The sequence below is a fragment of the Thalassotalea sp. PP2-459 genome (genome assembly GCF_001913705.1).
GTDB lineage: Bacteria > Pseudomonadota > Gammaproteobacteria > Enterobacterales > Alteromonadaceae > Thalassotalea_C > Thalassotalea_C hakodatensis.
In genome coordinates this window covers 19,591-35,044 of the sequence record NZ_MKQD01000036.1, presented here as the reverse complement: position 1 = coordinate 35,044, position 15,454 = coordinate 19,591, and the positions used below count along the sequence as shown (strand labels likewise).

General features: G+C 37.9%; 7 protein-coding genes. 6 read left to right on the top strand and 1 reads right to left on the bottom strand.

The features are described 5' to 3' along the window. Positions 1-5 precede the first annotated feature (5 nt). Positions 6-2,342 carry a GH92 family glycosyl hydrolase gene (locus BI291_RS08040; protein WP_074498138.1) on the bottom strand — a complete coding sequence of 779 codons (2,337 nt, stop codon included), beginning with the start codon at positions 2,340-2,342 and terminating at the stop codon, positions 6-8. 336 nt (positions 2,343-2,678) lie between these two features. Here BI291_RS08040 and BI291_RS08035 point away from each other — a divergent pair, with 336 nt between their 5' ends. From BI291_RS08035 to BI291_RS08010, 6 genes are all read left to right on the top strand, one after another. Beyond that, positions 2,679-3,695 carry a LacI family DNA-binding transcriptional regulator gene (locus tag BI291_RS08035; protein ID WP_074498135.1) on the top strand — a complete coding sequence of 339 codons (1,017 nt, stop codon included), beginning with the start codon at positions 2,679-2,681 and terminating at the stop codon, positions 3,693-3,695. Between the two features lie 561 nt (positions 3,696-4,256). After that, positions 4,257-7,163, top strand: coding sequence for a TonB-dependent receptor (locus BI291_RS08030; RefSeq protein ID WP_074498133.1), 2,907 nt, complete (start codon positions 4,257-4,259; stop codon positions 7,161-7,163). 66 nt (positions 7,164-7,229) lie between these two features. Continuing rightward, on the top strand, positions 7,230-10,133 hold the full coding sequence (locus tag BI291_RS08025; protein WP_074498130.1) for a discoidin domain-containing protein: 2,904 nt from the start codon (positions 7,230-7,232) through the stop codon (positions 10,131-10,133). A gap of 161 nt (positions 10,134-10,294) precedes the next feature. Beyond that, positions 10,295-12,046: a glycoside hydrolase gene (locus BI291_RS08020; RefSeq protein ID WP_139302585.1), complete on the top strand. Its 1,752-nt coding sequence runs from the start codon at positions 10,295-10,297 to the stop codon at positions 12,044-12,046. Continuing rightward, complete coding sequence (locus BI291_RS08015) at positions 12,046-12,789, top strand: copper homeostasis protein CutC (protein WP_074498125.1); 744 nt, start codon at positions 12,046-12,048, stop codon at positions 12,787-12,789. The genes BI291_RS08020 and BI291_RS08015 overlap by 1 nt, the downstream gene beginning before the upstream one ends. Before the next feature lie 113 nt (positions 12,790-12,902). Then, the gene (locus tag BI291_RS08010) at positions 12,903-15,437 is read left to right on the top strand and encodes a glycoside hydrolase family 2 protein (protein WP_074498123.1); all 2,535 of its coding nucleotides are present in this window, start codon (positions 12,903-12,905) and stop codon (positions 15,435-15,437) included. The last annotated feature ends 17 nt before the right edge of the window (positions 15,438-15,454 follow it).

Here is a 15,454-nt window from a genome sequence, read left to right as displayed (position 1 = left end):
TTTCATCATTTTTTCTCTGTAGACAGTGAATAAGGTATAGAGTCTTTAGCATTTGCCCATTGTTTGTTGGGGGTTTCTCCCATTGAAAATTCTAGCGAACCACCTGCTTGGATTTGATGATGATCTAACCAACTTTTATTATAGGTTTTTCCATTTAATGAGCTTGATTGAATAAAATGATTTTGCTTTAGATTATCCTTAGCCGTAATCACAAATTGCTTGCCGTCTTCAAGCGTCATGGTAACTTTATCGAACAATGGACTTCCGATAACATACTGAGTGGTACCTGGAGTGACGGGATAAAAACCTAGCGAACTAAAAATGTACCATGCTGACGTTTGTCCATTATCTTCATCACCAGCGTATCCATCTGGTGTTGCGGAGTAGAGCTTGTTCATTACATCTCTAAGTTTAGTTTGTCCTTTCCAGGGCTGCCCCGCATAATTGTACAGGTACAACATATGTTGAATAGGCTGGTTTCCATGAGCATAATTACCCATATTAACAATTTGCATTTCTCTTATTTCATGAATCGTAAATCCGTAGTATGAATCATCAAATTTTGGTGGCATTGAAAATACTTCATCTAATTTGGCAACAAATGCATCATTACCACCCATTAGTTGCTTGAGGCCTTCAATATCTTGGAAAACTGACCAAGTATAATGCAAGCTATTCCCTTCAGTGAAAGCGTCTCCCCACTTCAATGGATTAAAGGGAGATTGAAAGCTACCATCTTGGTTTTTGCCGCGCATCCATTTAGTATCTGGATCAAAAACATGAGTGTAGTTGTATGCTTTTTCACGGTACAAGTCAGCGTCTTTTGTTTTGCCAAGCAATGTTGCTAATTTTGAAATATTAAAATCTGCGAAAGCATATTCAAGCGTTCGTGCGGCATTTTCATGAATATCAACATCGTAAGGAACGTAGCCAAGTTTATTATAGTAATCAACGCCTTCACGACCGACAGAGCTTACCGGGCGGCCTTCATTGACAGTCGCATTTTTGATAATTGCTTCATATAAGGTGTCAATATCAAACCCTCTTATCCCTTTTATGTATGCATCGGCAATATTAATCGCTGAATTAGAGCCTATCATGACACCACGATGACCAGGACTTGCCCACTCAGGTAACCAACCAGATTCTTTATAGGTATTTGCTAGGCCTTCCATTATTTGTGCATCCATTGATGGATACATTAAGGTAAAGAAGGGAAATACTGCACGGAATGTGTCCCAAAATCCATTGTCTGTGAACATATACCCAGGTAAAACCTCACCATTGTAAGGGCTATAGTGTACTATTTGATTGTTTTGGTCGTACTCGTAAAATTTCCGTGGGAATAATAAAACGCGATAAAGTGCCGAATAAAAAGTACGTACGTCTTCAACATTGTCATCTTCAATTCTTAAGCGAGAAAGCTCGGTTTGCCATGCCTGATGTGCTTTGACTTTGGTTGCTGCAAAGCTGTCATTACCAATTTCCCTTGTTAAATTAAGTTCTGCTTGTTCAGCACTAATAAAAGAAGACGCCACTTTTACATGAACAGTTTCCCCTTTTTGAGTTTTGAAACCAATAATGGCACCAACATGATCGCCTTCACTGTCAGTAGAGCTTTCAACAAGTTGCCATTCATCTCTCCAAGTGTGTGTGAGTTCGAAGTCTTTATCGAATTGAGCAACAAAATAATTATGGAAATTTTCAGGTACGCCGCCATGGTTATTCCGAGCATAGCCAATAATTTTACGCTGTTCAGGAATAATTTTTACCATAGAGCCTTTATTAAATGCGTCTAAAGTTATATAAGCGTTATCAGTTTCTGGGAAAGTAAACTTAAAATGTGCAGCGCGTTCTGTTGGCGCAACTTCAACGTTTACATCGTAGTCAGCTAGATATACTTGATAATAGTGCGGTGATGATGTTTCTGCTTTATGTGAAAACCAAGATGCTCGTTTATCTTCCTGAAACTTTAACTCACCGGTTACTGCCATTAAAGAGAAAGCGGCATAATCATTTAGCCAAGGGCTAGGTTGGTGGGTTTGTTTAATGCCTCTAATTTTATTGTCAGAGTACTTATAAGTCCATCCATCACCCATTTTAGCGGTCATTGGCGTCCAAAAATTCATGCCCCATGGCGTTGCTATTGCAGGGTAGGTGTTGCCATTTGATAAGCTAAATTTGGAATCTGTCCCCATTAGCGGGTTTACATATTGTACTAAATCTTCTTTAACAATATTCAAATTCTGTATTGCCGGTTTTTGGACTTTCACTGAGTGTTGTTGGCCACAGCCAAACAGCAATACAGAAGCTAAGCATAAAAAGTAGGTTGACTTGTTCATTATTGAGTCTTCATCTTTTATTAGTTTGTTGTTTTATTTATAGTTTTTTTATTTTTCCATCAAGGCATTCATAGATGGAATATTACTATGTAATCGATTGCATCTTTTAAGATGTTATACGATGAATTTATTTAATTCAATAGAGATTTGTGTCTCTGACTTTAAACAAGTTAAAAATAATTAGGAAATTCTTATGTATAGCTATTAAAATTTAATGAATGCCATAGAATTTAATGCGATATTATGTCAAATTATAAACGGATAATTTGACATAGATGTTATCGGTTGCATTTTTGTTCCGAGTTTACAATTTACTTTTGGGGGGTACGTGAAACAATGTCAACAATAAAAAAAGTTTGTCAACTCGCTGGTGTTTCTACAGCGACAGTATCCAGAGCATTAAAAAACCCTGATATGGTAAATGTTAATACGAGAGAGCGAATCTTTAAAGCAATTGCAGAGGCTGGTTATCGTCCTAATGTATTAGCATCAAGCGTAAAAACAGGTCGCTCTAATTCTCTCGTTATCCTTGTACCTAATCTTTCTAACCCTTTCTTTTTAAAGATTATTCAAGGAATTGAACAAGCGGCTCAAGAAAGTGGTTATTCGGTGTTATTAGGAGATACGCAAGGTGATCCTGCTCGTGAGCATGAATATGCTGGTATGGTATTATCTAACCGAGCTGATGGGTTGATACATCTAGATCATTCTTTTCCTTTTTCTAAAAGTGATCAGGATCTTGCCGAAAATATTCCTATGGTAAGTGTATGTGAGCGAATCGTATCAAAAAAACAATATCCGGTGGTGGAACTAGATAATTACTCAGCATGTAGAGCATTAGCGAATCATTTAGTGAGCTACGGGCATAGAAATTTTGGCGTGATAGGTGGTCAAAAAGAAAGTCAAATTTATCGGGATCGCTTAGGCGGCATAAAAAGTGTCTTACAAGAAGAGAAAATAGCTCTTGATGCCGCGTTGATCGTTGGTGGTGAGTATAGCATTGAGGCTGGCGAAGCAGGAGCTAGGGAGCTGTTAGCTCATAAAGATAGGCCAACGGCTATTTTTTGTTTTAATGATGATATTGCAATCGGTGCTATCCACGAAATTAAAAGACAAGGTTTATCAGTACCGGAAGACATTTCAGTTGTTGGTTTTGATAATATTAAAGTATCCGCCTATGTTGATCCGCCCTTAACGACCATCGACCAACCTGCTTATGAAATGGGCCGTAAAGCGGTTGAAGTTGTGCTTAAGCAAATTAAAAATCAACCCCTGATTAAAGACAGGGAAATTGTTCCTTTCAGCTTATTGGAACGGGAAAGCTCTGGACAAGTAACGTCAAGTTATACATAAAGAGGTTACTGTATTTTCTTAGGAAATTTCAATTTAACATTTTGCTTATCTGCTCTTAAGGTACAGCGATCCTTCAAGGCTACATCCATCATAAGAGCTAGAGTCATATAAGAAATGGCATTATGAAATGCTGGATAAAGAGCGTTAGGTACTACTTTTTTAGGTGGAATATCTTATGCGACTGTATTGTGTCTAGCTGTTTTATACTTATCTACTATGTAGTTTTCACTTAAAGAATAACTAATTCATTATTTTTATATGAATTAAAAAACGTACAGATGAACTGTTGACAGAAAAATAATTTCAATTTAATATCAAATCAACTGTAATCGATTGCAGTTAGGGTAAAAAGGAAACATATTTTTAATAAATAGCTATTTATTCAGAGCATTAGGTAGCTTTTTTATTAATCAAGTATGCAATCGATTACATTAAGGGTGGGATAATGGGTTTTACTATGGGTTTTGTTTTACCAATAGCTGTGGTAAGGAATGTTCGAGCATTATTCCGATAAAAATAAAATCATAAAAAATGAAAACAATAAATTTGGGAGAGAGTGATATGAAGGCGAACAAAGTAGGGGCATCAGTGAAAGTCCCTTTTTCTACAACCTTTAAAAAATCTGTCATTTGCACTGCTATCTTGTGTTCAATCGGGGTAGTACATGCAGAGGAAGTAGAGAGTAGTGAAAAGAAAACTGATCAAGTAGAAGTCATTGAAGTTCGTGGTATCCGAGCATCATCAGCGGCTAACTTGGCAATCAAAAGGCTATCTAACTCAACGATAGAAGCTATTACTGCTGAAGATATTGGTAAGTTTCCGGATAAAAACATAGCGGATTCATTGCAGCGTGTACCAGGTGTCGTTATTGAACGAAGTGGTGGAGAGGGGGCAACGGTAAGTATTCGCGGTTTATCTTCTGACTTCACATTTACACAGTTAAATGGAAACTTCATCGCTTCTTCTCCTGGAACTCCTTCCCGTTCATTTTCATACTCATTGCTTCCTTCAACAATGATTGAAATGGTGGAAGTCTACAAATCTTCAGAAGCCAGGATAGATGAAGGTGGTATAGGTGGTTCAGTATTGTTACATACTCGAAAACCACTCAATATGGAAAAAAACTCTGGTATTATCAATATAGAATCTACCTATGCTGACGTTACCGATAAGCATGAACCACAATTCAGTGGTATTTATTCGTGGAAGAATGACGCAGAAGATCTTGGCTTACTTGTCGGGTATACCAAGCAAGATCGCACCAACCGAGCTCAAAATTCTCGTATCAACATTATTAACCAAAACTTCTTATATCAAGAGCGCAAAAATAATCAAGTTGTGGAAGGTGGTGCTGAAGGCTACGCTGCTCAAAGTATGGTTCAAGAAGTACTTGAAGAAGACAGAGAAAGAGAAGGTATTCAGGTTACAGCACAATGGCAAATGAATGAAAAATGGTTATTGGGTTTTAACTATTTTGGCTTTAAATTAGGACAAGATTCTGTATTACATCAACTTGAATACCCAGAATGGCATAATAAAGATAGTTATTGGACAAATGTTCGGGTAGACGCAGATGCACAATGGGTAACAGGGATTGATTACTCAAACGGTGCGGGCGGTGCAGAACAATTGTTTGACGTACCAAGAATCAATGGTGAATACGTTCGAGAAGAATCGACTTCAGATACGTTTGATTTTTCTGTTGAATATGAAGGCGATGATTACACTGCAAAATTTGTCTTTGGTCGTACAGAAGCTGAAGGTGGACCTTCTCAAAAATATCGAGCTGCTTATTACCCTAAAGAGGCCTCGACTTTTTATGGTTATGATTTAACGGGACAACAATTAACCACGTATATGGATCCTGAAATGTTTAATAACCTTCAGGCTGGCATAGGTGGTGATCCTGATGTAGGTGCAACAGACTCTAGTTTTGTTACTGGTACACAAGAAGAAGATTATGCTCAACTTGACGTAGAATATACACTTGATTATAAAATGATTGAAACATTGCATTTTGGTATTAAATATCGTCAAGGGAAAATTCACAGAGATACTCGTAATACTTTCTACCTTGATAAAGATTTTGATGTTGCGGCAGCAGAAGCCGGTAATGGCATTACTCTTGATGATGATTATTCAAGAAATGGTGGTATCCCATTAATAGTTGATGTATTAGCGGATAAACCATTAGAAAATTTATCAGATGTTATTAATACTAATTTATTTCCAGCGGTTGATTGGCATAAATATGAGGAAATTCTTAACAGTAATTTCCAAAGATATACGCGCAAAGAGCCAAACTTTATTTATGAAGTAGAAGAAGATATTTTATCTGCTTATATACAGGCTGATTATAAATATAATGATCTGCGTGGTAATTTTGGTTTGAGATTTGTAGAAACTGAAACCACGAGCTCTGCAACTGACAAAGTTGTGTATCGATTAGATTATAAAGATGCTGATGGTAATGAAATAAGTCAAGATCAAGGACGCCCAGAAGAGTTCATCCTCAATGATAAAGTTAATAAGCAAACCCATGTGCTACCAAGTTTTAATATTGTCTGGGATATCAATGACTCTTGGGTAATGCGTGGCGCTGCGGCTAAAGTAATTTCACGTCCTGCTTATCAAGATTTAGGTGATTTTCAAACACTTACTTACACCTCAAGTGAGTACTCTGCTGATCGTTCATTAGAAACCGCATTTGACCCTATTTATGATGCTGAAGGCTGGGTTGGTTCAGGCGGTAATTCAAGTCTGAAACCACTAGAGTCAACGCAGTTTGATCTCTCTCTAGAATACTATTACGGAGAAGGTTCAGGCGCCAGTATCGCTGTTTTCAAAAAAGATGTAGACAACTTTGTTGTACCGCTGATTTTAGATGTTACTCGTAGTGTGCCTGTTCGTGAGTTTATTATAGAAACAGCAGGTAACCAGACTGTTTCTGCCGGTGGCGAGAACTTTCTTGTTAGAAATTATCGAACAAATGCTAATGGAACGAATGCTGAGTCAACAGGTATTGAGGTTTCCTGGCAACATTTCTTTGAAAATGGTTTTGGTTTTTATGCCAACTACACCTACAACGATACAAACCAAGCAAATGTTGAGCTAGATGGTAATAAAGTGGGTGAATCACCGTTAATTGGTTCATCTGATTATCAAATGAATTTTTCAGCATTTTATGAAGACGATTTATTCAGTGTAAGAGCGTCATATAACCGTAAAGGTCCTTCTGTTGGTGCATATGTATCATCTTGGGAAACAAACTTCTATAACGATACATACGATCAAATTGATGTGAATGCCAGCTACAACTTTAGTGAAAATTTGGTTTTTTCTGCATCAGTCGTCAACCTTACTGAGTCAGAAACCTATCGTCATTTAGGCAATGATACTAAAAATCGTTTTATTGCAAATGGCTATGGTGGTCGTCGCTTTTATGCAGGCGCAACTTATAGATTTTAATTGATGATCCCTTTGAATCATAAGCGTGAAAAACGCATATAAGAAAAATTAGGTAGAGGAACAGAAATGAAAACATTAAATTTAACTAAGGCGTCTGCTGCCACATTATTGGCAATGAGCGCGTTAGTCGGGTGTAGTAGTGATGAAACCAAAGCTGATGATATTCCTGAAAGAGCGGCTGTAAATGACAGAACATCTGCCGACATCAGCGGTAGTGTTATTAAGGGTACTATGAGTAATGCAAAAGTGCTCGTAAGCCAACTCAATGGGGCCGGTATTGAGATCACATCTGATAATCATACTGATAGCAGCGGTGATATCGACTTAATGGTAGAAGCTAATGCCGGTTTTGGCATTGATAGTGCCTTTAAAATCAGCGTTACCGCTGATAATGAAACACGTATGGCATGTGATGCCATTAATTGTGCTGGTGTTGAATTAGGTGGAGAGTTAAGCGGGGCACCCTTAACCGGTGCTAATCTAACATCACTTGTGTATGTTAATGTTCCATATGCAAGTAGCGCAGATAATAACGCTGATGCCAACTTTACTGCGAATTCATTTACTACGATTACCACTTCGCTTTTAGAAAAGGCCGCAGCAGAAGGTAAAAATATTGGCGTTAAAGCGCTATTTGATTTAGCGATGGCAGAATACTCGGCTTATACTTTAAAAGCTATTGGGGTTTTTTCGCCAGGCACTAATGTCTTTAATACCCCGCTTATAAGCGCTGAATCCTATGAAAACTTCGTTGTTGATCAATCCTGTGAAACTATTCCTTTGGTAGATGAAGAAGGTAACCCTGTTGTTGATGAAAATGGTGATGAGGTAACTGAAGAATCATGCACAGATATATTGGCTGATGCAAAAATCATTAAGTTATCTCTTGCTAATGCGGCATTTGCTAACATCAGCGAGTTTGAAAGTTTTAATGCACTGTTCGATGAAACTGTTTCGCGTACAGAAGCTGCATTAAATGGTGATGAAGTCGCTTTGAAACCATTAAGAGAAAGATTATTAGCGTCAGTTAGTGCTATTCCTTTTCTTGAACAGTTAGGGGTAAGCGCAGAAGAGGTCATTGATGTTGAGTTGACATTTCTTGATAGTGCCTCAAGTGGCGGTCCTGTTAAAGAAATAACAACAGCAGAAAACTTATCGGGTGCAATTATTACAGCGCGTAATCGTATTGGTGACGCTGAAGCAGAAACGATGGCTTTTGATGGCGATGTTACTACTAAGTGGTTAGATCATAATGATTGGGCAGGCGCTCCAACTGAAGAAAACCCTGCATGGATACAAATTCAGTTTCAAGAAGCTCATGCGGTAAATAGTTTATTTATCACTAGCGCAAATGATGCTGATGCTAGAGATCCTGAAAACTTCAATATTGTTGCTTCAAACGATGGTGAAAATTGGACTACCTTAGCAACTTTTGTTGGTGAATCTTTCGATGAACGTTTTGAACGAAAAGGGTTTAGTTTCTCAAATGGTCTCGCTTACACGCATTATCGCGTTAATATTACCAAAAATAAAGGTGATGATTCGTTAATGCAACTGTCTGAAATTCAGTTAGTGGGACCTGTTCATGCAAGTGTGGATCATACTAACCCTGTAGGTTCAGGTACGATTACGGAACGTAATCGTATTAGTGACAATGAAGCAGGGACCATGGCATTTGATAATAATCTAGAAACTAAATGGTTAGACCATAACGACTGGGCTGGTGCGCCAACGGTTGAAGATCCTTCATGGGTACAAATTGATTTTGTTGAACCTGTTGCCGTAAATGCTTTAGCGCTAACAAGTGCAAACGATGCTGATGCACGTGATCCAGAGAATTTTACATTAGTTGCTTCTAATGATGGTGGTGTAACTTGGGTTGAGCTTAGTGGTTGGATTGGTGAAGCATTTGATGAGCGCTTTGAGCGTAAAGTGTTTGGCTTTGATAACGTATTAGCCTTTACTAGCTATCGTTTAAATATCACCAAAAACAAAGGTGATGATACGTTAATGCAAATCGCTGAAATCGAGTTGATTGGTCCTGAAATGGCTGGTTTGAATCATGGTATGACACCAGGAGCTACTATTACCGCCCGTAACCGGATTGGTGACGGGGAAGTTGAAACAATGGCTTTTGACGGGGATGTTAATACTAAGTGGTTAGATCATAATGATTGGGCTGGCGCACCAACAGTTGAAGATCCTTCATGGGTGCAAGTGGCATTACCAGAAGCTGCTACGGTAAACCAGCTAGCAATTACAAGTGCTAATGATGCTGATGTTCGTGATCCGGAAAATTTCGACTTATTAGCCTCTAATGACGGTGAAAACTGGATTGTGCTAAATAGTTGGATTGGTGAGAGCTTTGATGAACGCTTCGAACGCAAAGTATTTAGCTTTGGCAATGACCTTGGTTTTAGTTTTTATCGCTTAAACATCACCAAAAATAAAGGTGATGATACGTTAATGCAAATTGCTGAAATTGAGCTAAATGGTCCGCAGTATCAATCGATTGATCATTCGTCAGATCCAAGTGCTGTATTTACGGCTAGAAATTACATCGGTGATGCAGAAGCGGCAGGAATGGCATTCGATAATGATATCGACACTAAGTGGTTAGATCATAACGATTGGGCGGGAGCACCATCTGTTGATGATCCTTCTTGGGTGCAAATTGATTTTTCTGAAAAGAAAATAGTGACAAGCATCGCAATTACAAGTGCTAACGACAGTGAAGGTCGAGATCCTGAGAACTTTAATTTACAAGGTTCTAACGATGGTGGTGTTACTTGGTCACCGATTGCTAATTGGATAGGTGAAACTTGGGATAATCGCTTTGAACGTAAGTTATTTGAAATGGGGAATGGTTTTGCATACACCACTTACCGTATCAATATTACGAAAAATAAAGGTGATGATACCTTGATGCAAATAGCCGAAATAGAGTTAATTGGACCTGTAATCGACTAAAGTTATTAAGAAACAATGTACATGTGCTGAGATTGACTCCCTTACACACCAATCAAGTTTTGCATGTGCATTGTTTCTTATTTTTCATTGAGTTTATTACTCTGTATTTTGTATTGAGAGAATATAGAGTAATAAAATCAGCTTGAAACCTATAATTAATCATGAAATTAAAACACTATTTGTTATCTATCATTACGTTATTTACTTTGTCTGTGAGCAGTTGGGCAGAGATTAATAATAACCGTCCACCATTTTCATTGACATTAAGTCAAGTAGAACAATGGTCACCATCTTCAAAGTGGGCGGATAAAAACAATATTTCTCGAGTAGATTTACAACCTAGAATGCTTGCATCCTATGATGAGCATAGTGCAAGTCTAGACGGCAAGGTGCGCGTACTTATTGCCCCAGATGGCATGAATAATTTTGCCAATTACCTCAATGAACAGAAAAAATTTAATCTTTATAATTTTACTCATTGGTCGCAAATTGATGTACTTAACTGGTTTGCTGGAACGGCAAATGAAACCGTAAGTTTACCGTCTCGGCCTTGGGTGGAAACGGCACATAAAAATGGCGTCAAAGTTATTGGAACCGTGTACTTATCTGTTGCTCAATATGGTGGCAGCGTCGAAACCGTGGAAAAGTTATTAAAAAAAGACAATCAAGGACGATTTATTTTCGCAGATAAGTTAATCACGTTAGCCCAATATTATGGCTTTGATGGATGGCTGATTAACCCTGAAACTAACCTTACCTTGGTAAAAAATGCAGAAGGAGAGGTGATCAAAGGGAAGTTTGAGTATGAGAATGCTGCGCGTTTAGGTAAAAAAATGCAGGACTTTATGCTTTACCTAACGAAAAATGCACCGAGTGAAATGGAAATTCATTGGTATGACTCTATGCTGCTAGATGGGTCTGTGCGCTGGCAAAATCAGCTTAATGAAAAAAATATTCCTTATTTTCAACAAGAAAACCAACGATTTAGTGATGCTATGTTTATTAATTATTGGTGGAATGAGGACATGATTAACGCTTCAAATCATTTAGTAAAGCAAGTAAATCGTTCTCCCTATGATTTATATTTCGGCGCTGATTTATCTCCAAATAGAAATGCACAGCGTATGTTTGAGCAAAGCAATTGGCTTTATATGTTGTTTCCAGGAAGTGGTACAAAAGGGTTAAGTTCAATTGCATTGTTTGGTAACGACATCAATTACAGTTTCGGTGGAAATGAACACACGAAAGCTTACAGTCAGTTTAAAAAAGATAAAACTGATTACCGTCGTTTTTATCAGGCGGAAAGAAAGTTGTTTGCCGGTTTAGATGGGAATCTAGATAAAAAAGATCCAGACGGGCAGTGGCCAGGTATCGGACAATTTGTGCCAGCTAAAACTACGCTAAATACATTACCATTTCGTACGAGCTTTAATACTGGGCATGGTTTTATGAAGGCGGAACAGGGTGAGTTAATTGCACAAGAATGGCATGATATAAGTCAGCAGGACATATTACCTACGTGGCAATTTGCCATTATCGGAGATGATGCTCTGGACATTTTTTATGATTTTGAACAAGCCTTCTCTGGCGGAAACTCTCTTGCCCTTCGTGCAGACAAGCTCATTCAGCTTACGACCATACCATTATACAAAACGGCTTTTGTATTGGATAACGACGCTCAGTTGTCGGTGACTTTTAAAAATAATGCCACAACAAGTTCATTATGGATTTGGTTAGACACTACTGAAAACGTGCGCATTAAGTATCCATTGATTTCAGATAATAAACAATGGGAAACCCTATCGATAGATTTATCACAATACAAAGGCAAAGTCATCGATAGCATTGGTTTAATGATACACGGACAGACCGGTTCATTTTCTAGCAATATCGGCTTAGTGGAAATTAGATAATGAATGATATCGAAATTTGTATAGATGGTGACAATCAAGAACACCTTTTTAATAACATTAATAAAGTATATCAAGCAGGTGCACAACGAATTGAATTGTGCAGTGCAATGTCTGAAGATGGTTTGACGCCTAGTATTGAATCTATAAAGTTAGCTCGCCAAGCATTTAAACGCTGCGGTCTTATGGTGATGATAAGGCCAAGAATTGGAGATTTTTGTTATAACGCGCAAGAAGTCGAACGAATGATTGAACAAATAAAGTGCGCAGCTCAGTTTGGCGCTGATGGTGTAGTGTTTGGTGTTTTAGACGAAAGCGGTGAGAAATTTAATGTTGAGGCAATGCAAAAGCTAATTTTACTATCAAAAACATTTGGACTTGAAGTGGGCATCCACAGAGCATTTGATGCTGTTATTGATAAAAAGTCAGCGTTATTACAATTAATTGGGTTAAGTGTGGATAGAGTATTAACTAGTGGCTCTCAATGGGGCGCTGCATCTGATGCAATATCTGGTATGGAAAACTTAAAGTCTTTCGCTAGTGTTGCAGGTAACGAAATTGAGTTAGTGATTGCTGGTGGTGTATCTCCAGAGAATGCAAATACTATTTTGACTGGGTTCAGTGAAATGAAAGTACATGTATCTCTGCACGCTTATTCAAGTGTTTTGCATGATGGTGTTATCAGTCACGAACGAGTAAAAGCATTGGTGAATACTACTCCTGAACACAAAATTGTTACTCGTTAAGTCAAGTAGTATGCATACATTAACCTTATGTACACAGTAAATTTAATCAACTGTGTAATCGATTGCAGCTAGTCTGTAGAGTTATTTAGAATCTTATAAACGAAGTAGTATATATGCCTAAAAATGAAGAATTAGTAGCGATAAAAGAAATGAGCCTTAATGGACATTGGCAATTTCGTCAATCTGGCAATGATAGTTGGCTACCAGCTGTAGTTCCGGGCTGTAATTACAGTGACTTGATCGCTAATGGCATCATTAACGATCCCTTTTATCGTGATCATGAACATCAGCTGCAGTGGATTGAGCGAGAAGACTGGCATTATCGTAAGTACTTTGAACTAAATGAAGAACTGTTTGCACAAGAAGCGATAGAGTTAGTGATAGATGGGTTGGATACATATTGTGACGTCTATATTAATAATGTCTTGATTTTAGAAAATGTAAATATGTTTGTAGGTCATCGAATTTCCTGCAAGGAACACTTACTGCTCGGAAAGAATGAAATTAGGGTGGAGTTTCATTCTCCTATTATTAAAACATTACCAAAATATATCGATAATGGTTTTACCTACCCTGCTGAAAATGATAAATCCTCGGAGAGACTTAGTGTCTACGCCCGCAAAGCGCCATATCATTTTGGTTGGGACTGGGGACCTAGATTTGTCACATCTGGCATTTGGCGTGATATTAAGCTAGTAGGCATTACCAAAGCGCGGATAGATAACATTTATGTAAAGCAGAACTTGATAAGTAAAGAACTTGCTAAATTAACTTTTCAGATCAGTTTAGCGCCTTTCACAGGCTTTAATGGTTTCGTTAATGTATGTTGCCAAAATGTTGATGGAATTACTCAGAAGATACCGATAAACCTAACAACAGATAAAAATGCAATAAACGTTAATATTGATATTAAACAGCCCCAATTATGGTGGCCTAATGGTTTAGGTGAAGCTTTTTTACATCAATTTTCAATTGAACTGTTAGATGGTGAACAATGTTTAGATAAACAGTTGTTGTCAGTTGGTTTAAGAACAGTAGAAGTGATCAACGAGGCTGATGCTCAAGGCGAATCGTTTTTTGTTAAAGTAAATGGACAGCCTACTTTTATGAAAGGGGCGAACTATATTCCCTCAGACAGCTTTTTAAATCATGTGAGTAAAGAAAAATATCAAAAGGTTTTTACCGATGCTGTTTCAGCAAATATGAATATGCTACGTGTTTGGGGAGGTGGTATATACGAAAATGATGAATTTTATCAATTTGCTGATGAACATGGGATCTTAATTTGGCAAGACTTTATGTTTGCTTGCAGTTTGTATCCTGGCGATGATGACTTTATTGAAAATGTTCGTCAAGAAGCAGAATACAATATTAAGCGATTACGCAATCATGCTTGCCTTGCTTTATGGTGTGGTAATAATGAAACTGAGATGGGGATTCAATTTTGGCAATGGCCTGAAAAATTTGAATATTCAGATCAGCTCTACACAAAATTACAACAAGATTATGATTTGTTATTTAAACAGGTTTTACCAGAAATGGTGGAAAAGTTAGACCCTCAACGATTCTACTTTTCTTCTTCACCAATTGGCTTTTGGGAAAATAAAGCTGATGATAACCGCGGAGATAATCATTACTGGGGCGTTTGGCACGGTGAAGAACCGTTCAGTGAATTTAAGAATCGAGTCCCTCGCTTTATGAGTGAGTTTGGCTTTCAATCTTTCCCTATTCTTGAGTCGGTACAAAACTATTCTGTGGCGAGTGACTGGCGGTTAGATTCTCCTGTGATGAAAACACATCAAAAACACCCTCGCGGTAATAGTTTAATTCAACAATACATGGATGATGAATACCAAGAGCCAAAAGATTTTGAAAGTTTTTTGTACTTAAGCCAAGTGCAACAGGCTTTAGGAATGAAGGTTGCTTTTGAAGCACACCGCAGTGCAATGCCTTTTTGTATGGGGAGTTTATATTGGCAATTAAATGACTGTTGGCCGGTGGCGTCTTGGTCAGGTATTGACTATTACGGACGATGGAAAGCATTACACTATCAAGTTAAACGTAGCTTTGAACCTGTTGCGGTTTTTATTGATGAACAAGATGAACAGGTTAACGTTAACTTAATTTCAGATAAACGTGAATGCGAGTCTTACTATGTAAAACAACAATTGATGACGTTGGATGGTGTCGTTATGCATAGTCAGCAAGATACCGTAAAAATTGAACCCTTAAATGTTTCAATTTTTAGTTCACAACCTCGTGCTGAATTACTCGCGATGCATGATGCGACAAACTTGGTCTATGTTGTACAACTCTTTCATGATGATTCACAACAATCTTTGATAAGCGAAGCCTTTCATTATTTTGTTCCGACGAAAGCCTTAGCACTAAAGCCAGCTGTGATTACATCTCATTTAAGCTATCAGCAGGGGGAGTTGATAGTCAATTTAAGCAGCGGAGTGTTGGCGAGACAAGTGCATGTTTCAATGCCGGGGCACACAGGCAATTTTTCGGATAACTTTTTTGATCTTCTTCCTAATATGAATAAGCGAATAACCTTAAATATCGAAGCGTTAAGCCAGCAAGAAGTCGCTTTACTGGATGAAGAGATAAAGATAATGTCAATCATTGATAGCTACCAACAATAATAATTTAAAGGGCATCT